The 20,673-nt window shown below is 58.1% G+C and carries 19 protein-coding genes; 4 read left to right on the forward strand and 15 right to left on the reverse strand.

What is annotated here, in order from left to right; genetic code table 11:
- Positions 1–557 precede the first annotated feature (557 nt).
- Positions 558–1,022, reverse strand: a complete 465-nt coding sequence (locus QP971_RS01960) for an Rv1476 family membrane protein (protein ID WP_284810719.1) — start codon at positions 1,020–1,022, stop codon at positions 558–560.
- Positions 1,023–1,350: 328 nt separating this feature from the next.
- Here QP971_RS01960 and acnA point away from each other — a divergent pair, with 328 nt between their 5' ends.
- Positions 1,351–4,164, forward strand: coding sequence for an aconitate hydratase AcnA (gene acnA, locus QP971_RS01965; protein ID WP_269952978.1), 2,814 nt, complete (start codon positions 1,351–1,353; stop codon positions 4,162–4,164).
- A gap of 191 nt (positions 4,165–4,355) precedes the next feature.
- Entirely contained in the window at positions 4,356–4,931 is a 576-nt protein-coding gene (locus tag QP971_RS01970; RefSeq protein ID WP_269952979.1) for a TetR/AcrR family transcriptional regulator, read from the forward strand.
- A 77-nt stretch (positions 4,932–5,008) separates the two neighbouring features.
- On the opposite strand, the gene QP971_RS01975 is transcribed toward QP971_RS01970, so the two are convergent.
- The 5 genes from QP971_RS01975 to QP971_RS01995 all read right to left on the reverse strand — a co-directional run bounded on the left by QP971_RS01975 (position 5,009) and on the right by QP971_RS01995 (position 9,389).
- Positions 5,009–6,145: an ATP-binding cassette domain-containing protein gene (locus tag QP971_RS01975; RefSeq protein WP_284810720.1), complete on the reverse strand. Its 1,137-nt coding sequence runs from the start codon at positions 6,143–6,145 to the stop codon at positions 5,009–5,011.
- Positions 6,136–6,828: an energy-coupling factor transporter transmembrane component T family protein gene (locus tag QP971_RS01980; RefSeq protein WP_284810722.1), complete on the reverse strand. Its 693-nt coding sequence runs from the start codon at positions 6,826–6,828 to the stop codon at positions 6,136–6,138. The genes QP971_RS01975 and QP971_RS01980 overlap by 10 nt, the downstream gene beginning before the upstream one ends.
- Entirely contained in the window at positions 6,828–7,595 is a 768-nt protein-coding gene (locus QP971_RS01985) for an ECF transporter S component (protein WP_431831069.1), read from the reverse strand. Before QP971_RS01985 ends, QP971_RS01980 begins: the two co-directional genes overlap by 1 nt.
- 126 nt (positions 7,596–7,721) lie before the next feature.
- On the reverse strand, positions 7,722–8,693 hold the full coding sequence (locus QP971_RS01990; protein WP_284810723.1) for a nucleoside hydrolase: 972 nt from the start codon (positions 8,691–8,693) through the stop codon (positions 7,722–7,724).
- Between the two features lie 21 nt (positions 8,694–8,714).
- Positions 8,715–9,389 (reverse strand): NAD(P)H-binding protein, encoded by a 675-nt coding sequence (locus QP971_RS01995; RefSeq protein WP_284810725.1) that lies wholly within the window; start codon positions 9,387–9,389, stop codon positions 8,715–8,717.
- A 104-nt stretch (positions 9,390–9,493) separates the two neighbouring features.
- Between QP971_RS01995 and QP971_RS02000 the strand changes: the two genes are divergently transcribed.
- Positions 9,494–9,763, forward strand: a complete 270-nt coding sequence (locus tag QP971_RS02000; RefSeq protein WP_284810726.1) for an ACT domain-containing protein — start codon at positions 9,494–9,496, stop codon at positions 9,761–9,763.
- Position 9,764: 1 nt separating this feature from the next.
- Positions 9,765–11,129 (forward strand): PFL family protein, encoded by a 1,365-nt coding sequence (locus QP971_RS02005; RefSeq protein WP_250408547.1) that lies wholly within the window; start codon positions 9,765–9,767, stop codon positions 11,127–11,129.
- Between the two features lie 24 nt (positions 11,130–11,153).
- Here QP971_RS02005 and QP971_RS02010 read toward each other — a convergent pair whose 3' ends face one another.
- The 9 genes from QP971_RS02010 to QP971_RS02050 all read right to left on the reverse strand — a co-directional run bounded on the left by QP971_RS02010 (position 11,154) and on the right by QP971_RS02050 (position 20,501).
- Positions 11,154–12,476 (reverse strand): DUF2254 domain-containing protein, encoded by a 1,323-nt coding sequence (locus tag QP971_RS02010; RefSeq protein ID WP_239273158.1) that lies wholly within the window; start codon positions 12,474–12,476, stop codon positions 11,154–11,156.
- Between the two features lie 6 nt (positions 12,477–12,482).
- The gene (locus tag QP971_RS02015) at positions 12,483–14,114 is read right to left on the reverse strand and encodes an ABC-F family ATP-binding cassette domain-containing protein (RefSeq protein WP_284810729.1); all 1,632 of its coding nucleotides are present in this window, start codon (positions 14,112–14,114) and stop codon (positions 12,483–12,485) included.
- A gap of 114 nt (positions 14,115–14,228) precedes the next feature.
- Entirely contained in the window at positions 14,229–14,636 is a 408-nt protein-coding gene (locus tag QP971_RS02020) for a metal-sulfur cluster assembly factor (protein WP_005324830.1), read from the reverse strand.
- Positions 14,637–15,089, reverse strand: a complete 453-nt coding sequence (gene sufU / locus QP971_RS02025) for a Fe-S cluster assembly sulfur transfer protein SufU (protein ID WP_005324831.1) — start codon at positions 15,087–15,089, stop codon at positions 14,637–14,639. It abuts the gene before it with no gap.
- Positions 15,086–16,333 carry a cysteine desulfurase gene (locus QP971_RS02030; protein WP_284788231.1) on the reverse strand — a complete coding sequence of 416 codons (1,248 nt, stop codon included), beginning with the start codon at positions 16,331–16,333 and terminating at the stop codon, positions 15,086–15,088. Before QP971_RS02030 ends, sufU begins: the two co-directional genes overlap by 4 nt.
- 45 nt (positions 16,334–16,378) lie before the next feature.
- The gene (gene sufC, locus QP971_RS02035; protein WP_198493085.1) at positions 16,379–17,137 is read right to left on the reverse strand and encodes a Fe-S cluster assembly ATPase SufC; all 759 of its coding nucleotides are present in this window, start codon (positions 17,135–17,137) and stop codon (positions 16,379–16,381) included.
- Positions 17,138–17,167: 30 nt separating this feature from the next.
- Positions 17,168–18,322, reverse strand: coding sequence for a Fe-S cluster assembly protein SufD (gene sufD, locus QP971_RS02040; protein ID WP_005328395.1), 1,155 nt, complete (start codon positions 18,320–18,322; stop codon positions 17,168–17,170).
- 5 nt (positions 18,323–18,327) lie between these two features.
- Positions 18,328–19,767 carry a Fe-S cluster assembly protein SufB gene (gene sufB / locus QP971_RS02045; RefSeq protein ID WP_005324837.1) on the reverse strand — a complete coding sequence of 480 codons (1,440 nt, stop codon included), beginning with the start codon at positions 19,765–19,767 and terminating at the stop codon, positions 18,328–18,330.
- Positions 19,764–20,501, reverse strand: a complete 738-nt coding sequence (locus tag QP971_RS02050) for a helix-turn-helix transcriptional regulator (RefSeq protein WP_049378173.1) — start codon at positions 20,499–20,501, stop codon at positions 19,764–19,766. Before QP971_RS02050 ends, sufB begins: the two co-directional genes overlap by 4 nt.
- Positions 20,502–20,673 lie beyond the last annotated feature (172 nt).

Below are 20,673 nucleotides of genomic sequence, written 5' to 3' on the forward strand. Positions count from 1 at the left end.
GCAATTCACGTGAGTCAAGTTAATTCACATGACTCAACATGTGCACCTAACCTGCAATGATTTTGTTACCATCCCGTTATTGTGACTTTAATCACTATCTAACCAGAGTTCCATACGCCCTACCGACCCCCAACTCGACCACAACTAGAGCTATAGAACCACTCCCCCACCGGAAGTCAACCCCTAAGGGTTTACTTTGACCCCTCCCCCGCCCTTCTTACGATCCCCGCTTAGGCACCCGGTCCGCTAGAGGGTCAGACTGGATCCCTGTCGCCCAAGTTAGTAGCCGAGCCTCTCGCCACGCCGCGAATGAACGAAACCGCGCCACCCCGGTTCAACCGGCCCCCTCGGCACACACCCTCGGGACAGTTGCCCGAAATTGTTGCTCCTCAAAAGATCGCAAATGTTCCACCATTTAACGCGATACTTTCTCGAACAAATTCAATTTTTCAGAAGGCATTTGCCAGATTTAAGGATTCGAAGTTCATCGTTGCTCGTCCGGTTTTCTTGGCCCGGCCGACACTCGCGCCCGATTTCCGCAGAACCTCTTTAGGGTTCTAAACCTTGCCACGGCCAGCCGCCAGGAAAGAGCTGACCAAAACGATCACGGCAATTACAGCAACGGCCCCCACTACCGCGCCCACCGGGAAGCTGATTTGGTCTACTCCCCCATAGTACTCAGACAGAAGGTCCACTTGGTCAGTTCCAGGCGCGATCTGCGCCTGCACCGACTCAATGTCGGCACGGCTATAAGTGTCACTGACGGAAGAAACATGGCGCGGAGTTTGAACAATGACGGTGTTCAACCCTGTCGCATCCTGGAGCTCTTGGGCGATGTCCCGGACGTCAGGCGCCCGATCCGCCACTACGTCAACCACGGCTATGCCATCACCGTCTCGCAAGCCTTGAGCCACATCAGTATTGAGTTGCGCATCTTCACGGAGCTCTGGGGTCGTGTAGGCCACGCCATCCTCTTCGAGCTGGCCTGCCAAATCGGCTATATCTACGCCCGCGGGAACCATGTGTATCTCTTCCTTATATATAGGGCTCCTAAATTTCTTCTCCCCCAAGATACGGGCGGGCCGCAGACGTCTATCTCCTCAACTCGCCGAATTTCTAGAAAAGGTGAAAACAGAACGCTTGTACTGTTACAATGGCAGCGACCGAAGGTTTTAGCCTCTACAATATCTAGGTGAACCATCGCGTTCTTTGTCGCCTTCAACACAGCGGGCCCCATGGTCGCGTCGAGTCACACTCGTGACCGTTGACGCTGAGCACTGCCCCGCGGTGACGATTGGCGGCGAGTACCAAACAGAACACACTGTTTACTAACAAGGAATGGAGCTCCCTGTGACTGAAAGCTTGAACTCCTTCGAGGCCAAGAAGACCCTTGATGTCAACGGTAAGTCTTATGACTACTTTGACATCAACACCGTCTCCGGCTTGGAGAAGTTGCCTTACTCCCTCAAGGTGCTGGCAGAAAACCTGCTGCGTAACGAGGACGGCAAGAACGTAACCAAGGATCACATTAACGCCTTGGCAAACTGGGATCCGGAGGCAGAGCCGGACACCGAAATCCAGTTCACCCCAGCGCGCGTCCTCATGCAGGACTTTACCGGTGTTCCTTGCGTTGTTGACCTCGCCACCATGCGTGAGGCCGTCTCCGCACTGGGTGGTACCCCAGATCAGGTTAACCCTCTCAACCCGGCCGAAATGGTCATTGACCACTCCGTCATCGTTGAGGCTTTCGGCTCTACCGATGCACTGGAAAAGAACGTTGAAATCGAGTACCAGCGCAACGAAGAGCGCTACCAGTTCCTTCGCTGGGGTGCTGAGAACTTCTCCAACTTCCGCGTAGTTCCTCCGGGAACCGGCATCGTCCACCAGGTAAATATCGAGTACCTGTCCCGCGTTGTATTCGACAACGAGGGCCTTGCTTACCCGGATACCTGTATCGGTACCGACTCCCACACGACCATGGAAAACGGCCTGGGCATTCTGGGCTGGGGCGTCGGCGGCATCGAGGCAGAGGCTGCCATGCTCGGCCAGCCGGTATCCATGCTCATCCCGAAGGTCGTAGGCTTCAAGCTGACCGGTGAGATTCCTACCGGCGTTACTGCAACCGACGTCGTTCTTACCATCACCGAAATGCTGCGCGAGCACGGCGTTGTTCAGAAGTTCGTTGAGTTCTATGGCAACGGCGTTAAGTCTGTCCCGCTGGCAAACCGCGCCACCATCGGCAACATGTCCCCTGAGTTCGGTTCCACCGCTGCGATCTTCCCGATTGACGAGGAGACCACCAAGTACCTCGAGCTCACCGGCCGCCCACAGGAGCAGATCGACCGCGTCGAGGCCTACGCCAAGGCACAGGGAATGTGGCTGGAGGAGGACGCTCCAGAGGCAAAGTACTCCGAGTACCTCGAGCTGGACCTGTCCACCGTTGTTCCTTCCATCGCTGGCCCGAAGCGCCCGCAGGACCGCATCCTGCTGACCGAGGCCAAGGAGCAGTTCCGCAAGGATCTGGCTAACTACACCACCGACGAGGTTTGCGTTGACGAATCCTCTGTCGAGGCAAAGCGCATGTCCGCAGAAGGCGGCGCCCCAGCTATGGAGGACGTCACCGGCGGCTTGAACAAGGCTCGTGAGGGTCACGGCGAGTCCTCGGCTACTGGCGCTAAGGGCCGTCACTCCAACCCAATTACCGTTGAGTCCCAAAACGGTGGCGAGTTCACCCTGGACCACGGCATGGTTGCCATTGCCTCCATCACTTCCTGCACCAACACCTCTAACCCATCCGTTATGGTGGGCGCAGGTCTTATCGCACGTAAGGCAGCAGAAAAGGGCCTCCAGTCCAAGCCATGGGTTAAGACCATCTGCGCTCCTGGCTCCCAGGTTGTTGATGGCTACTTCCAGCGTGCAGACCTGTGGAAGGATCTCGAAGCCATGGGCTTCTACCTCTCCGGCTTTGGTTGCACCACCTGTATTGGTAACTCCGGCCCACTGCCGGACGAGGTTTCCGCAGCCATCAACGAGAATGACCTCGCTGCCACCGCGGTACTTTCCGGTAACCGCAACTTCGAGGGTCGTATCTCCCCGGATGTCAAGATGAACTACTTGGCTTCTCCAATCATGGTCATCGCCTACGCCATCGCCGGCACCATGGACTTTGACTTTGATGCACAGCCGCTGGGCCAGGATAAGGAAGGCAACGATGTCTTCTTGAAGGACATCTGGCCATCCCCGCAGGAAATTGAGGACACCATCCAGTCCGCTATCTCCCGCGAGATGTACGAAGCTGACTACGCCGACGTCTTCAAGGGCGACGACGCTTGGCGCAACCTCGATGTGCCGGAGGGCGAGACCTTTAAGTGGGATGAGGATTCCACCTACATCCGCAAGGCTCCTTACTTCGATGGCATGCCTACCGAGCCGAACCCGGTTGAAGACATCAAGGGTGCACGCGTTCTGGCAAAGCTGGGCGATTCCGTCACCACTGACCACATCTCCCCTGCTTCCGCTATTAAGCCGGGCACCCCGGCTGCGCAGTACCTCGATGAAAACGGCGTTGCCCGCCAGGACTACAACTCCTTGGGCTCCCGTCGCGGTAACCACGAGGTTATGATGCGCGGTACCTTCGCGAATATTCGCCTGGCTAACCAGCTGGTCGACGTCACCGGTGGCTACACCCGTGACTTCACCCAGGAAGGCGGCCCGCAGGCCTTCATCTTCGATGCTTGCCAGAACTATAGGGAAGCCGGCATCCCGCTCGTTGTCATCGCCGGCAAGGAGTACGGCACTGGCTCTTCCCGTGACTGGGCAGCCAAGGGCACCAACCTGCTTGGCGTGAAGGCTGTTATTACTGAGTCCTTCGAGCGCATCCACCGCTCCAACCTGATTGGTATGGGCGTTATCCCACTGCAGTTCCCACAGGGCGAGTCCCACGAGTCCTTGGGCCTGGATGGTACGGAAACCTTCGACATCGAGGGCATCTCCGCATTCAACGATGGCTCCATCCCGAAGACCGTCCACGTCACCGCTACCAAGGAGTCCGGCGAGACCGTCGAGTTCGATGCCGACGTCCGCATCGACACCCCGGGTGAGGCTGACTACTTCCGCCACGGCGGCATCTTGCAGTACGTTCTGCGTCAGATGGTCAAGAACTAAGCGTCTTCGCGCAGTCCTTTAGCCCAACCGATGGGTTAAAGGACTAAGTTCAGTCGACAACGCGGGGTTGCACCGCCCTCTCTCAGGAAGGGCAATGCGGCCCCGCGTTTCGTCACGTCGATTTTATTTCTTATTTAAAATTACTGATTAAACAACCTTTAGATATCCCCCATTAAGGAGAGTTCCCTACTATGCCCATCGTGAGCGAATCTGAACTTAGCCGCCGCCGGCACGACATTCTCGTAGGTGCCCGCCGCTGCTTTGCAGAGCACGGGTACGAGGGAGCTACTGTTCGGCTACTCGAACAAGCGACGGGTAAGTCACGAGGTGCAATTTTTCACCACTTCGGTGACAAAGAGTCTCTATTTCTTGCCTTGGCGCAAGAAGATGCCGCACGCCAGGCCGAAGTCGTGGCTCAAAATGGCTTGGTAGAAGTCATGCGCGAAATGCTCCAACATCCTGAGCGCCACGATTGGCTAGCCACTCGCTTGGAAATCACCTCCCTGCTACGCACTGACCCCTCCTTCGCCGCTCGGTGGAAAGAGAATCAGTCGGTTCGTGATGAAGCCGTTCGCGCACGATTGGCATCTAATGCGGATAAGGGCCGTCTACGAGATGATGTAGAAATCGATACCTTGGCCATTTATCTTGAAGTGTTCATGGACGGATTTATTAATCGGCTTGCCTTGGGCGATACCGCGGAACTGGAAAAGGTTCTTGACTTAGTAGAGCAATCCATCCGCGGTGCTCAGGCGAGCCCACAGTAATCCCCCGTACATCCAATCCTGCTCCCGGCTGCTTCTTAACTGATCTTGGAAAGAGCCGGGAGCAGTTTTGTATGCGCTTATAGCTTCGGCGCCGGCAGTGTCTTTTCCGTTACTTGGGCATAGGTTTCTATTTCTGCCACAAACTTAGGATCGTGGCAGGTAACTGCGAGGGCGCTGCCGGACTGCAGTGCGTGGTGGATAAGTTGGTGCATGAGCCAGCGGTCGGCAGCTGAAAGCAAGGTGTCTGGTTCGTCGAGCAGGACCACCGGGTGCTGCTGTCCAATCACATGGGCAACTTGCGCAAGCCGCAGGCGAGACGATGATAGATCGAGAGGATGGTCTGCCGGATTTAGTCCCAGCAGGTTGCGCAAGGTGTCATTAGGGACGAGTTCGTCCACCGTTGGAAATATCGCCTGATCAAACGGCGATTGCAAGGCAAGAGCGGGTGGATTCGGGACAGCTCCGGCGCCATCGAGCCCAGCAGCAGCGCGCAGGAGCGTGGTCTTGCCACTGCCATTATCGCCTCGCAGCCACGTAACCGCAGATTTCGCGATAGGGATTTCTACCGGTCCGACGCTGAAGGAAGTGCCACGGGGCTGAGAAAAGTGCCACCATTTTTTCTTTGCTGCACCCCGGCGAGCCGTTAGCGGACCGATACTCCCCGTCCGGAGGCTCACAGAAACCCGCGGTAAGTCGACGGCCGCTACGAGTGGGTCTGTGCCAATGATGTCGCCACCCAATTCTGGCCAGGAGGAACTAGAAACGGAAATGACGCAAGTCTCCGGCATTGCCTGCAAGAGGCGAACCACTTGCGTGCGCGAGTTAGCGTCCAGCCCGGCTGCAGGCTCGCACACAATCATGACTTCCGGCTCGCGAATGGCAACACAAGCAGCCGCAAGCCTGCGTGTTTGGCCACCGGATAGCTGTGTTGGGTCATGTTCACAGTAGTCAGACAGTCCTACAGCGCGAAGCATTCGCTCCCCGCGCCGCTGCATCTCTGCGGCAGGCACGCCGGCATTTTCGAGCCCTAGAACCACTTCTTCGATGCACGTTTCCCGCAGGAAGCTAATCTGTGCTGAGGCATCCGTACCGATGATGGCTTCGGTAGATAGGTGCTCGGCTAGGTGCGCGGCAATGTCTTCGACGGCTGTGTCAGGTTCGACGAGTACTTGATAAATGGCCCCAAGGGTGGGCTTAATGCGGGCTAGATCCATGCAGCAATCACCACCACAAGGCTAACTAGCGGAATGAACAGGCGGACGACGCGGGAGACCATGGAATCGGAAACGGGACGCAGTAGGGTGCGTTGCCCTTCTTGGTCGAATCCGACGGCGGCGAGGGCCTGGCCACGTTGGGTTCCTTGGGTAAGGAGGCGAGCGATGACGGGAATAATGACGCGCGAGATGGTATTGCGCCAAGTCACGGTGATGCCGGCGAGCTGGTTGGCTTCACGGACGCAACGCCATGCGTGCGCGCCTTGGGGCAGGGTTTGTAGGGACGCTCCAACGATATACGCGACCTTGTGGCCTGCGCGCGAAACTTGCAGCCACTTGGCGATATCAGCAATGCGCAGCACTGCCATGGCCGCGATGAAGCAGGCCATGAGGGCGCAGAACCGCAGGGTGAGGGTGGCGGCGAGCACCAGGCCGTCGCTTGTTACCAGCGGCAGCACTGGGTCATCACCGTAGGGGGCGTGAATGACCAGCATGGAAAGGGCCGCTGGGGCGCTTAGCGCCACAGTTGTCAAAATTACGGAGGCGTTGCGGGTAGCGGCAGTACCGCAGGCTAGGGCGATGAGCACTACGCTTGCCGACGCCACCGGGGTATTCAGCGCCAAAGTAAGAATCCAGCCGCAGGCCGCGATCGTGACAACGGTGGCGGGATGAAGGCCTTGCATTAACGTGGCTGGAGGGATTCTCGGGTGCGCTGCGGCAGTGCTTTGACCGCTGCCCAGACAATGAGGAAGACCAGTGCCTTATCCAGGGGATCAGAAATAAAGGACTGCAGCGTGACCGAGGCGATGAGGGAATTGCCCAGTTCTCGGAAGAGCGAAACAACCGCGCCCGTACCAAGACCTGCGGTACCGCCATAAACAAAGGCAGCTACTGGTGCGGCGAGCATGCCGGAAATGATTCCGATGATGGCGCCGCTGAGAATGACCCACCACGCCTTAGTGAAAGCGCCCTTCTTGATTACCAGTCCGGAGAGGAACCCCGTAGCGGCGGACACGGCGGCGAAGGGCAGAGCGGCAGGGTTCAACAGCCCCCATACGACGGAGGACAATGTACCGGTAGCCAAGCCAGCGATGGGTCCGGCGAGCGCGGCTACCAGGATTGTTCCTACGGAGTCGATATACAGCGGAACGCCGATAGAACCGATGATTTCGCCGACAACAATATTGAGCACTAGCGCTACCGGGATGATGGCGATGGTTCGCGCCGGTAGTGCCGGAACGGTGCCGGCTAGAAGAAGAGCGGCGCCAACGAGGTAGCCGGCGAGGGTAATGAGCGCCTCTGTCGAGCCGGCAACGGATTCCCAATCAGTAGGACGCAGAAGAACTAGATAAATCCAGGTTGCGGCGACGATGAGTGCACCCGCGATGACCATAGCCTTGCGGGCGGGGGTGAGAGAAAGCTGTGACACAGTAAAAGTCCAAATCCACATACCGAAAAAATGGGCAAAGTAAGCGCCGACCGCGGATGGTGCTGCTTTCCTATGTCACCTCGGAAAGCGATCTCGCACGGCACGTGCGCCGCGGATAATAGTAGAGGCTCTGCGTGTTAAAAGCCACTAATGCGAAGCCAATAGCGTCAATCCCCGCGCGCATTCGTGGTGTGCGGCCTCCATGTCTGCGCTTGTTACCAGCCGCGCGTTGTGGGCGCGATCCCAGTGATTACGCAAATCTGCAACACTCGTGCCACGCAGCAGTGGCGATTCCGCCTCGACGTCCACGGTGGTTTCTATCGCGTCGACATTGATGCGTCCGAGAGCAATCATGCAGGTCAAGAGATCGTGGATTTGAGCTTGATATCCCTCGCCCTGTGCCTGGTGGAATTCAAAATAAAATCGCAACACGTCAGGCAGGATTTGTGCCGTGGGGTGCTCCCCCAACAATTCCATGGCCGCGTCTAGGCGCTGCGGGGTGATGAGAAACTGTTCCGTTACTTCGAGGGAACACAGCGTGGTGAGAACGCGTGGGGTAGTTGAATGAAAATGTTGGGCAGCTGCGTGGGGATCCACCCAAAAGTTCCACTCGGCAGTTGGCGTGGTGTTTCCGCGGTAATTGACCGCGCCGCCCATGATTGTGATGGCACCGAAGCGCGCGGCAACCTCGCGATGGGTTGCCTCAAAAGCAGCAAGGTTGGTGACCGGTCCAGTAACGATTAGCTGCAGATCGTCGTGGGTGGCTAATGCCTCTTCCCATACCTGCTGCCAATCGCGCTGTTGCAGCCTGGCGGCGGCAGCGGGGGCATGTGCGTAGCCCAACCCTGTCGGGCCATGAGTCTCAGGGGTGGTGGTGAGATCCACCTTGAGGGGTTGGGGTACGCCGGGGGCTACGGGGACGTCGGCAAGCGAGCAAAGATCCATAATCCAGCGAGCATTAGCCGCGGTCTGGTGGACCTCGACGTTGCCGGCCGTGGTGGTAACGCCCACCAGCTCGATCTCACCGGCATGATGCAGGCCCGCCAAGTACATGAGGGCGAGGCAATCATCGATGCCGGGATCGCAATCAATAAGGACAGCTGGTGGCTTAACAGTCATAATGCCAGCCAGTCTAGCGCCTTATTTGATGGAGCTTACGGGATTGTCGCCATCAACGAAGGCAAGCGGGGATTCCGGCAGGTTTTCGCGGCCAAGGGCCTCGACGATGACGTCCGCAACCAGCTCGCGGGAAGAAGTCAAAGACTCCTTCAGCATCTTATCCTCAATCTGCTCAATGCCCTTTGCTGGCTCCTCGGTCAGCATCGCTGGCTTGAGGATGAGGTGCGGGTAGCTGGCCTGTACAAGGCGGTTGTCTACCTCCTTCTTCGACTCCACATAGGCATACCACTTCTCATCGGCAGGATCCGTGGTTGCTACCTGGGAGCCGACGTAAGAGATCATCACATAGGCAGGCACCTTCTTGCCCTCCTGCTGCAACTTGTCCATCGCGTCGAGGGTAGCGAGGGCGCCATCGCGGTCGACGGCCCAGGTGAGGTCTGCCCCACCTCGGCCGCCATTGCCGGCGCCCCAGACTACAGCGTCATAAACGGCGAAAAGCTCTGCCCACTGACCCACGGTTTGTTCAGTAATATCCGCCATAACCGGGGTCGCGCCGAGCTTTTCAATCTCGGCCTTCTGCTCTGGGTTGCGGATGAGGGAGTGGACGTCGTGGCCGGCATCAACAAGCTTAGGGGTGGTGAGCTGTCCGACCTTGCCGTGTCCACCGATGTACAGAATTTTCTTCTTATCAGTCATACCTCCCCACCGTAACAACGGCGCGGCCGGGGTGAAGACGCCCTCACCTATCTGACACGCACAAACCATCGCGGCGGGCCCGGCAAGAAGATAGAATTGCATGCATGTATGCCATTATGACCGTCACCGGTGCCGATAGCACCGGCATCATCGCCGCGGTGACCACTACCCTTGCAGAACTCGATATCAACGTCATCGACGTCTCCCAGACGCTCATGGGCGGATACTTCACCATGATCCTGCGCGTCGGATTCGATGCGGACAAAGTCACGATCCAGACCATCAAGGAGCGCATGCGCCCCGTGGCGGAGGAAAAGCACCAGTCCATCCGCATTCAGTCCGAAGACCTTTTCACCGCCATGAACGAAATTTAATATGAGTACGCGATTTAATACCACCAATATCTTGGACACCATCGAGATGATTGAGAACTATCGTCTCGATATCCGCACCGTGACCATGGGCATCTCCCTCCTCGGATGCACCCGCTCCACCATGGAGGCTACCTGCCAGGCCATCTATGACCGCGTCACCCAGCAGGCAGGGCGCCTCGTCGAGGTTTGCGAAGGCATCGAGGGCGAGCTCGGTATCCCCATCGTCAATAAGCGCATCTCCGTAACCCCCATCTCGTTGGTGGTGGCCGGCGTAGAGGGAAACCCCGTTGATGCGGCAAAGGCGCTGGACAAGGCAGCAAAAGAGGTTGGCGTCAACTTCGTGGGCGGCTATTCCGCCTTGGTAGAAAAGGGTGCTACCACCGCGGAACAGAAACTCATCAGCTCCATTCCGGAGGCGCTGGCTACTACGGACGTCGTGTGTTCCTCCGTAAACATCGCCAGCTCTCGCGCTGGCATCAACATGGATGCAGCCAAGAAGATGGGCGAGGTCATCAAGGAAGCAGCCGAGCTAACTAAGGATGATTCCGCCATTGCGTGCGCCAAGCTCGTGGTCTTTGCTAACTCCGTTGGAGATAACCCCTTCATGGCCGGCGCCTTCCACGGCATTGAAGAGCCCGATTGTGTGGTCTCCGTGGGCGTTTCTGGCCCGGGTGTGGTCGACCGTGCCTTAGGCTCGCTCGAGGGAGCCAGCTTGGACCAGGTTGCAGAAGAGGTGAAGAAGGCTGCTTTCAAGATCACTCGCGCCGGGCAGCTAGTAGGCACCATGGCCTCGGAGCGCCTGGGCGTTCCTTTCGGCATCATCGACCTTTCGCTTGCCCCCACCGCCGAATTAGGCGATTCGGTTGCGCACATCTTGGAGCACATGGGCCTAGACCAAGTGGGCACCCACGGCACCACAGCAGCGTTGGCTCTGCTTAACGACGCCGTTAAGAAGGGCGGCATGATGGCTTGTTCCCGCGTGGGCGGATTGTCTGGTTCCTTCATCCCCGTTTCCGAGGACAAAGGCATGATCGATGCGGTCAAGTCCGGCTCCATTTCCATGGACAAGCTGGAGGCCATGACCGCTATTTGCTCGGTTGGCTTCGACATGATTGCCCTGCCGGGCGATACCTCTGCCGCGACGATCTCGGGCATGATCGCTGATGAGGCCGCCATTGGGGTGATGAACCATAAAACCACCGCCGTACGCGTCATTCCGGTACCTGGCGCCCAGGTAGGCGACGAGGTCAGCTTCGGTGGGCTTCTTGGCTACGCCCCTGTCATCCCGGTCAATCAAGTGGGAAATACGCAGTTCATTAACCGCGGCGGTTTCATCCCCGCGCCGGTGCATGGATTCCGCAACTAGCGCCAACGACAACCGCGCCGCGGGCTACTCCGCGGCGTGCTCTTCGCCCGGCTTATCGGATTCCGCCCACGCAGCTAGGTTGGCCTGGAAGTGCTGGTAGGAATCCTCTAACTGTTGCAGCTCCACCTCGCCGCCTACCTGGCGGCGGGCATCGGAGTAGATGGCCTGGGCGGCGTCGTCAAGCACGCGCCGGCGTTCGGCTGTGCGAAGAAGGGCAACCACCTTAGCGAGGTTATCCAGCATGCTGAGGTAAATCTCCGCATTATCGGCCGCGTCGCGCCGAATCTGAGTAAACATCGCCTCGACGATTTCGGCATAGCTAAAGGTCTGATAATCCAGCCGAAACTCGCCGCCCACATGCACAATGCCCTGCGGAAGCCGCTTATCCCCAATCACGGTGAGGATCTGGGTAAAGCGGTCAATGATATCAATCACAGTAAATGGATCATTAACGCCGGTGCTCAAAGCGCGGGCAGCAATTTCTGCAAGGTGCCGGGCGGTAAACCGAGGGTCGTGGGCAGAGGCGTTTTCGCGGTGCTGGGTGAGCACGATGTGACGCTCCATATCTTCCGGCAAACGCGGCACGCCGTGGGCAATGACCTCGCCTTCCAGCACTAGATCTCCCGGTGCCACGCCCAGATGCACCGCGCAATTCTCCCGCGCCGCAGCCTGAGCAATGGCGTCATAGTCCACGAACTTGAGATAGCCAGTCCCACTACTGCGGCGCTCTTGCGCGTTCGTGTAGAACTCTGGACCTGGCGCTTTTACTTTCTCTTCCTCCTCGCCGCGGCGGATGAGCCGGCGCATGTGGCTTTCTACGTCTTGGGCAACGACGTGTACCACGTGGGACATGCTGATCGATTGCGCAATGTGCACGATGAAGTAGATAAGGAAGACAACGCAGGCGATGGCCAGCAGCACCGTGACGGCTACATTGAGGGAAGGAACATATTCTTCTTCCCCTCCGCCGCCGGTTCGGACCGCGCGCAAGGATAGGAGCGCAAAAATAAAGGTTGCCAGGTAGATCGCCAACGTGGATTGAATGGAGCGATCCTTTAAAAACTCGTGCAGTAGGCGCGGGCCCATCACCGTGACGACACCGGATAGCGCGGTCAGCGTGATGAAAAAGACGGTGCCGGCCAAGGAGAGTGACGAAGTTGCTACCGCGCTTAAAATCCCTTGCGCACTATCGGCGCTGCCGTCATAAAAGGGCGTGGCCGTCACATCAAAATTGCTACCAACCGCAATGAGCAATTCCGCGCCTATCGCGGCCATGGCCACCGCCACGGCGGGGATGAGCCAAAACTTCTCCCGCCAGGCGGGCATCCTCTCCAGCAGTGTCTTCATAAATCCCTAAGCTAGCTCCACGATCTCCATATAGTCATCGGACCACAGGTCCTCATCACCGTCGGGCATGATGATCACGCGTTCCGGATCCAGTGCCTTAACCGCACCCGGATCGTGCGTCACCAGCACCACAGCGCCCGTATACGTTTTCAGTGCATCAAGCACCTGCTCGCGCGAAATTGGGTCCAAGTTATTGGTCGGCTCGTCTAGCAACAGGACATTCGCGCGGCTGGAGACCAAGGCGGCCAGTGCAAGGCGCGTCTTCTCGCCGCCGGAGAGGGTGCCCGCAGGTTGCTCCAACTTCTCGCCGGAAAACATAAAGGCGCCAAGCAGGCCGCGCAACTCCTGCTGATCCGCGTCAGGACAGGCATCGATGGTGTTTTGCCACACGGACTTATCCGGGTCGATGGTGTCATGTTCCTGCGCGAAGTAGCCGATACGCAGGCCGTGGCCGCTGACGATGCCACCTTCACCATCGGTGCGCTCCACACCGGCCAGCAATTTCAACAGGGTGGTCTTACCTGCACCGTTATAGCCGAGAACGACCACCCTAGAACCTTTGTCGATAGCGAGGTCTACGCCCACGAAGACCTCCAGCGAGCCATACATCTTGGTCAGGCCCTTGGCATTCATTGGCGTCTTGCCGCACGGCGCCGGCTCGGGGAACTTGATATTGGCCACCTTATCGGCCACGCGGACCTCATCGAGCTCGCTCATCATGCGTTCAGCACGGTGGAGCATCTGCTTTGCCGCGGCGGCCTTGGTTGCCTTGGCACCGAGTTTGGCCGCCTGCTTTTGCAGTGCAGAGGCCTTCTTCTCCGCATTGGCGCGCTCTCGGCGACGCCGCGCTTCATCGGTCGCGCGCGCATCAAGGTACTTCTTATAGCCCATGTTGTATACATCGGCCTCGCCGCGGACCGCATCGAGGAACCATACTTTATTGCACACGGCCTCAAGCAGTTCGACGTCGTGGGAAATCATAATGAGCCCGCCCTCGTGCTTGGACAGGAATTGGCGCAACCACGTAATGGAGTCCGCATCCAGATGGTTGGTCGGCTCATCCAAGAGCAGAGTGGTCTGGGACTTGCCAGATCCTTCGGTAGCGGCAAAGAGGATCTGTGCCAGCTCCACGCGGCGGCGCTGGCCGCCCGAAAGAGTCTTAAGCCTCTGATCTAAAACACGCTGCGGCAAGCCCAAATTATCGCAAATCTGCGCACACTCGGAATCAGCCTCATAGCCACCGAGCGACTCGAACTGCTCCTCTAAGCGGGAATACTTACGGATAGCCTTATCCCGAAACTTTTCGTCCGTGGCCGATTCCATGAGCTCTTGTTGCTTCGCCATTCGGCGCTTGAGGTCATCTAGACCGCGTGCGGAAAGAACACGCTCGCGCGCCGTTTGCTCGATATTTCCCTCACGGGAATCCTGGGGCAAATAACCAATGGGCCCCGAGCGGGTCACAGAACCACCATAAGGCTCCGTCTCCCCTGCCAAAATGCGCATGGTCGTCGTCTTGCCCGCGCCGTTGCGGCCGATGAGGCCGATGCGGTCGCCGGGCTGCACGCGGAGGTGCTGCCCAGGGGCGTCGAGAAGCGTGCGCGCTCCTACCCTGACTTCGAAATCATTGGTTACAATCACGAAAAAATAGTCTAGCAATTGACGCGGCCAACGCTAAGACGCACTAACGCCCCCAACAGCCACTTCCCTAATCCGAGAAATGCCCTGCTGGGGGCGTGTGATCAATACGCGATTTTAGACCGCGAAGCCGAGGGCCTGAAGCTGCTCGCGGCCCTCCTCAGTGATCATCTGCGGGCCCCATGGCGGCATCCATACCCAGTTGATGCGGACGGCGTCAGCCAGCTTATTGGCCTTGACGATGTCCTCGACCTGCTCTGCAATGACATCGGTCAACGGGCACGCCGGCGAGGTCAACGTCATATTGATCATGACGATTTCCTTGCCATTGTCCTCTTCGAACCAAAGGTCATAGACGAGGCCCAGGTCAACGACGTTAATGCCGAGCTCGGGATCAATGACGTCACGCATGAATTCGGTGACATCAAAGGCCTTAGAAATCTGCTCTTCGGTCTGCTCCGGGCGCTCGCCGCTGCCGGAGAATGAAGAGTTCTCGTTCTGATAAGGATCTACGGGTTCGGTCATCTAGTTCTCCACTTCAGTTAGTGCATCGGCGGATGCAGCCTGGAAAGCCTTCCATCCGAGGAGCGCACACTTTACGCGCGCTGGGTACTGGGACACACCGGCGAAGGCGACGCCGTCACCGATGAGGTCTTCATCGCCCTCTTCTTGGCCACGAGAGGTAATCATCTTTTCGAACTCGGCCAGCTTCTCATTGGCTTCCGCAAGCGGCAGCCCCACGATCTCTTCAGCCATAACCGAGGTGGAAGCCTGCGAAATGGAGCAGCCTTCCGCGTCATAGGAGACGTCCTCTACGGTCTTGCCGTCGTCCGAAAGGCGCACGCGCAGGGTGAGCTCATCGCCGCAGGACGGGTTCACGTGGTGGACCTCGGCCTGATATGGCTCCCTCAGGCCGGCGTGTTGGGGGTTCTTATAGTGATCCAGGATGACGTCCTGGTACATGGAATCTAGGTTCATGAGGCAACTCCAAAGAATTCGCGGGCAGCCTTGATTGCGTCCACCAGCTTATCTACTTCTTCCTCGGTGTTATAAAGGTAGAAGCTAGCGCGGGCGGTGGACTGTGCGCCGCAGGCACGGTGCAGTGGCCACGCACAGTGGTGGCCAACGCGAATGGACACACCATGGTCATCGAGGACCTGGCCCAAGTCGTGCGGGTGAACGCCTTCCACAGTGAAGGAAATGGCGCCACCGCGATTTTCGGTGGTCTCTGGACCAATGATGCGCAGACCAGGGATTTCCTTGAGCTGGCGCAATGCGCGGTCGGTGAGCTTCTTTTCGTGGGCGTGGATATTGTCCATGCCCACTTCTTCCAAGAACTTCACCGCTGCGCCAAGGCCAACCACCTGGCTGGTCATCTGCGTGCCCGCTTCAAAGCGCGTCGGGGGCTCGGCAAAGGTGGTCTCTTCCATCTTGACGATCTCAATCATGGAGCCACCGGTCAGGAAGGGCGGCAGCTTTTTAAGCAGTTCATCCTTGCCGTACAGCACACCCACGCCGCTGGGCCCGCACATCTTATGGCCGGAAAAGGCCGCGAAATCCACATCCAAGGCGTGGAAATCCACCGCCATATGTGGCACCGACTGGCAGGCGTCGAGGACGACCATGGCGTCCACCGCGCGGGCTCGGCGCACCAGTTCAACCACGTCCGCCACGGTACCCGTGACATTGGATTGGTGAGTAAACGCAACTACCTTGACGGAATCATCGAGCTCGAGCGAGTCAAGATCGATACGGCCGTCTTCGGTCATGGAATACCACTTCAACGTAGCGCCAGTGCGAGCGCAGAGCTCCTGCCACGGCACCAAGTTGGCGTGGTGCTCCAATTCGGTGATCACGACGGTGTCGCCCTCGCCCACGTAGAGGTCTCCCGCACGCTCGTCGCTCAGCACATAGGCAACTTCGTTCAGGGCCTCGGTGGCGTTCTTGGTAAAGGCGATTTCGTCGCGGTCCGCACCCACGAATGCGGCGATAGCTTGCCGCGCCGATTCGTAGGCATCATCGGCCTCTTCTGCCAGTTGATAGGAACCGCGGTGAACAGGGGCGTTCGTGTGCAGCACAAACTCCTCTTCCGCCTTCCATACCGGCAGCGGGCGCTGGGAGGTAGCACCCGAATCCAGGTACACCAGTGGCTTATCGCCGCGCACGGTGCGCTGGAGGATCGGGAACTGTTCCCTAATTGCGTTTACATCAAATCCAGTCATGAATCTTCTTTAGATAGTCGCGGTTGACCGGCCCGTGGTCGGTCCTTACTTCAGGAACTGGTCGTAGCCGTCAGACTCGAGCTGATCTGCCAATTCAGCGCCACCGGTCTTGATGACTTGACCGTCTGCAAAGACGTGCACAAAGTCCGGCTTAACGTAGTTCAGGATGCGCTTGTAGTGGGTAATCATCAAGATGCCACCATTGGTTTCCTTCTGGTAGCTATTGATGCCCTCAGACACGATGCGCAGAGCGTCGACGTCTAGGCCGGAGTCGGTCTCGTCCATAACTGCGAACTTCGGCTTCAGGATATCCAGCTGCATGACTTCGTGGCGCTTCTTCTCACCGCCGGAGAAGCCTTCGTTGACGGAGCGGGAGATGAAGGACTTATCAATCTTCAAATTCTCGCGGGCCTGGGTAAGCTCCTTGTTCCATTCACGCAGCTTCGGTGCTTCACCGCGAATGGAGGTGACTGCAGAGCGCATGAACTGAGAAACCTTTACGCCTGGTACCTCAGTTGGGTACTGCATCGCCAAGAAGAGGCCGGCGCGAGCGCGCTCGTCGACGGGCATCTCCAGCAGATTTTCGCCGTCGAGAAGCACCTCGCCCTCGGTGACCTCATACTTTGGGTGGCCGGCGATGGTGTAAGACAAGGTGGACTTGCCGGAACCGTTCGGACCCATGATCGCATGGATCTCGCCGGAGTTGATAGTCAGGTTAACGCCCTTGAGGATTTCCTTCGGCTCGCCGCCTTCTTCCGTCGGCAGCACCTGGGCGTGGAGGTTCTTAATTTCCAGAGTAGACATAATGTGTGTGGTTTTCCTTCTATGAAAGATTTAGGCGGAGATCTTTTCCAGTTCTTCGGAAATACGGTTTTCCAATTCCTCGGACAGGGACTGCACCGGAATACGGTGGATGACCTCATTGAAGAAGCCACGGATGATGAGGCGGCGGGCTTCAGCCTCTGGAATGCCGCGAGACATCAGGTAGAACAACTCGATGTCATCGAAGCGACCAACGGTGGCCGCGTGGCCTGCACCGGTAATTTCACCGGTCTCAATCTCCAAGTTAGGGATTGCGTCCGCGCGAGCGCCCTCGGTCAGAATCAGGTTGTTGTTGGTCTCGTAGGTATCGGTGCCCTGTGCATTGGAGCGGATAAGGACATCGCCCACCCAGCAGGTGCGGGCCTCATTGTCCTTGGTGCCCTGCAGTGCGCCCTTGTAAAGGACGTGGGAGCGGCAATTAGGGACGGAGTGATCCACCAGCATCCGGTTTTCAAAGTACTGGCCTTCGTCAGCGAAGTAGACGCCCAGCAGCTCTGCGTCGCCGCCTTGCTCGGTGAAGTTCACGCGAGGCACGATGCGTACCACCTCGCCGCCAAAGATGGCGGAGTTGTGGCGCAGCACAGAATCGCGGCCGAGCTGTGCCACGTGGTTAGACAGGTGTACGGCATCGTCTTCCCAATCAACGTCAACAACGACGGTCAGGTGAGCGCCATCGCCCACGATAAACTCGACGTTATCCGCGTGGGTGCCAGAACCGACGTACTTCAAGATAACGGTGGCTTCCGCATGGTGGCCTACCTCGATGGAGGTGGCACCAAAGGAAGTTACGCCCTCGCCCTTGCCGGTGTAGGTAATGACCACGGGCTCTTCCACCTGAGCCTCGGCGTCAATGGTGACAACCTGGCCTTCAGGCATAGAAGTCCACGCCTGTGCCGCAACGCGGTCAGACGGGGTACCAACGCGGCCCAAGCGCTCGTCATCGCGAGCGACGGTCTCGGAGCTTACGCCGGGATGTTCGCTCACGGTGACGTCCTGTGCCACTGCCTCAGCGAACTCGCCATTGTGCAGTCCACGGAGCTTGCGCAGGGAGACAAAGCGCCACACCTCATCGCGGCCGTGCGGCACCGGGAAGTCCTCCACGTTGGTGGAGGTAAAGACATCACCCTTGGTAATCTTATCCGGATTGAATTCGTTCGAAGCGACCATTTTCTTTAGCCGACCGATCCTTCCATTTGCAGTTCGATGAGGCGGTTGAGCTCGAGGGCGTACTCCATCGGCAGCTCCTTAGCAATCGGCTCAACGAAGCCACGCACGATCATCGCCATTGCTTCTTCTTCCGCGATACCGCGGGACATCAGGTAGAACAGCTGCTCCTCAGAAACCTGGGAAACGGTTGCCTCATGGCCCAGCGTGACGTGGTCATTGCGGATGTCGTTATACGGGTATGTATCCGAACGCGAGATATTGTCCACCAGCAACGCGTCGCACTCGACGTTAGAGGTGGAATGGTGCGCGTTCTGATTAACCTGCACCAGGCCGCGGTACGCGGCGCGACCGCCGGCACGGGCAACCGACTTAGACACGATATTGGAAGAGGTGTGTGGAGCCATGTGAGTCATCTTGGCGCCCGTGTCCTGGAACTGGTTCTCACCAGCAAAGGCAACGGAGAGAACCTCACCCTTGGCGTAAGGACCGGTCATCCATACGGCCGGGTACTTCATGGTGACCTTGGAGCCAATGTTGCCGTCGACCCATTCCATGGTGCCGCCTTCTTCTACCTTGGTGCGCTTGGTCACCAAGTTGTAGACGTTGCTGGACCAGTTCTGAATGGTGGTGTAGCGGCAGCGGCCGCCCTTCTTCACGATGATCTCCACTACTGCGGAGTGCAGGGAATCAGACTTGTAGATAGGAGCGGTACAGCCCTCGACGTAGTGAACATAAGCGTCCTCGTCGACGATGATGAGGGTGCGCTCGAACTGGCCCATATTTTCCGTGTTGATGCGGAAATAAGCCTGCAGTGGAATGTCTACGTGCACACCCTTGGGCACGTAGATAAAGGAGCCACCGGACCACACAGCGGAGTTCAGCGCGGAAAACTTATTGTCACCGGCCGGGATTACGGTGCCGAAGTACTCCTTGAAAAGTTCAGGGTAGTCACGCAGTGCGGTATCAGTATCGACGAAGATGACGCCCTGGCTTTCCAGGTCCTCACGGATCTGGTGGTAGACAACCTCGGACTCGTACTGGGCTGCCACACCGGCAACGAGGCGCTGCTTCTCAGCCTCTGGAATGCCCAACTTATCGTAGGTGGCCTTGATGTCGTCCGGGAGGTCTTCCCAGGTCTGGGCCTGCTCCTCAGTGGACTTCACGTAGTACTTAATCTGGTCGAAGTCGATGCCAGACAGATCCGCACCCCAGGTGGGAACGGGCTTCTTATCAAAGATGTTGAGTGCCTTCAGGCGCTGGTTAAGCATCCATTCCGGCTCGCCCTTCTTGGCGGAAATATCGCGTACTACATCTTCGTTCAAGCCGCGGCGAGCAGAAGCACCAGCCGCGTCCGAGTCGTGCCAGCCGTACTCATATGCACCAATGGAATCAATAATTTCATCATCGGTCATCTTGTTCTCGGGTGCCGATTGTGCCTGGGTCATGACTCGCTCCTTTCAGTATTTGTATTAACGGGTGTCAAGGGGATGTTCGTGGTACAGATCCCGTGACCGCCAGCAATGGAGGCCAAAGGCTGTACGTGTTTGCCTAATAGAGCAGAAAAGACTTCTTGTTCCGCCTCACACAGCTCCGGATGCTCGGCCGCCACATGGGAGACCGGACAATGATGCTGACAGATTTGCACTCCCTGACCAGCGCGGTCCACCGTGGCGGCATACCCGTGCCCGTCCAAGACCTCAGCCAGCTTACGGGCCACGCCCTCTACAGATTCGCCCTCTTCTATCAAGGGACGCACGTCTGCAACGAGTCGCTCGAAGCGGACCTTGGCAAAGCGCTTAACAGCCTCAGACCCGCCGACGGCGCGTAGCGCCGTCAAGGCATCAGAGGCCAAATCATCGTAGGCGTGGCCGAATTGCGCTCGGCCACGATCAGTGAGGCGGAAGTGTTTGGCTGGTCGCCCGCGACCAGAGCCGCTACCCGCTGAATTGCGGGTAACTGGGCGGCGGCGCACAACCTCAGTCAGTTCCTCTTCCACCAAATTGTCTAAGTGCCGGCGGATTCCGGCAGCAGAAAGGCCAAGGCGTTCACCCAAGTGGGAAGCGGTAACGGGCCCGTCCTTCAGCAGCAACAGCATCACTTGCCGGCGGGTATCGCCATCCGTAGTGCGGGATTCCTTAGCCGCCTTGTGCGTAGTTTCTACGCGCTGAGGTGTGCTCATGCCGGGACCTCCCTTCGTACTTCGCTCACTTACAGCCGCCCTGCAACCGACTCCCGTAATTCCGCGAGTCGCACCGCAGTCCAACTGTGCCTCCTTTATTAGACAACACTAGTGTTCCTTAATTCATTCCGGAATGCCACCATTGGCCATTCTTCGGCGTGGCACGGGGGTG

Origin of the sequence: Corynebacterium marquesiae, from assembly GCF_030229635.1 — a bacterium.
Taxonomy (GTDB): domain Bacteria; phylum Actinomycetota; class Actinomycetes; order Mycobacteriales; family Mycobacteriaceae; genus Corynebacterium; species Corynebacterium marquesiae.

What these genes read in the sequence shown, in the direction of transcription:
- QP971_RS01960 (WP_284810719.1), bottom strand. Translation starts at nt 1,022, where the DNA reads ATGGTTCCCGCGGGCGTAGATATAGCCGATTTGGCAGGCCAGCTCGAA.
- QP971_RS01970 (WP_269952979.1), top strand. Translation starts at nt 4,356, where the DNA reads ATGCCCATCGTGAGCGAATCTGAACTTAGCCGCCGCCGGCACGACATT.
- QP971_RS01975 (WP_284810720.1), bottom strand. Translation starts at nt 6,145, where the DNA reads ATGGATCTAGCCCGCATTAAGCCCACCCTTGGGGCCATTTATCAAGTA.
- QP971_RS01980 (WP_284810722.1), bottom strand. Translation starts at nt 6,828, where the DNA reads ATGCAAGGCCTTCATCCCGCCACCGTTGTCACGATCGCGGCCTGCGGC.
- QP971_RS01985 (WP_431831069.1), bottom strand. Translation starts at nt 7,595, where the DNA reads ATGTGGATTTGGACTTTTACTGTGTCACAGCTTTCTCTCACCCCCGCC.
- QP971_RS01990 (WP_284810723.1), bottom strand. Translation starts at nt 8,693, where the DNA reads ATGACTGTTAAGCCACCAGCTGTCCTTATTGATTGCGATCCCGGCATC.
- QP971_RS01995 (WP_284810725.1), bottom strand. Translation starts at nt 9,389, where the DNA reads ATGACTGATAAGAAGAAAATTCTGTACATCGGTGGACACGGCAAGGTC.
- QP971_RS02000 (WP_284810726.1), top strand. Translation starts at nt 9,494, where the DNA reads ATGTATGCCATTATGACCGTCACCGGTGCCGATAGCACCGGCATCATC.
- QP971_RS02005 (WP_250408547.1), top strand. Translation starts at nt 9,765, where the DNA reads ATGAGTACGCGATTTAATACCACCAATATCTTGGACACCATCGAGATG.
- QP971_RS02010 (WP_239273158.1), bottom strand. Translation starts at nt 12,476, where the DNA reads ATGAAGACACTGCTGGAGAGGATGCCCGCCTGGCGGGAGAAGTTTTGG.
- QP971_RS02020 (WP_005324830.1), bottom strand. Translation starts at nt 14,636, where the DNA reads ATGACCGAACCCGTAGATCCTTATCAGAACGAGAACTCTTCATTCTCC.
- sufU (WP_005324831.1), bottom strand. Translation starts at nt 15,089, where the DNA reads ATGAACCTAGATTCCATGTACCAGGACGTCATCCTGGATCACTATAAG.
- QP971_RS02030 (WP_284788231.1), bottom strand. Translation starts at nt 16,333, where the DNA reads ATGACTGGATTTGATGTAAACGCAATTAGGGAACAGTTCCCGATCCTC.
- sufC (WP_198493085.1), bottom strand. Translation starts at nt 17,137, where the DNA reads ATGTCTACTCTGGAAATTAAGAACCTCCACGCCCAGGTGCTGCCGACG.
- sufD (WP_005328395.1), bottom strand. Translation starts at nt 18,322, where the DNA reads ATGGTCGCTTCGAACGAATTCAATCCGGATAAGATTACCAAGGGTGAT.
- sufB (WP_005324837.1), bottom strand. Translation starts at nt 19,767, where the DNA reads ATGACCCAGGCACAATCGGCACCCGAGAACAAGATGACCGATGATGAA.
- QP971_RS02050 (WP_049378173.1), bottom strand. Translation starts at nt 20,501, where the DNA reads ATGAGCACACCTCAGCGCGTAGAAACTACGCACAAGGCGGCTAAGGAA.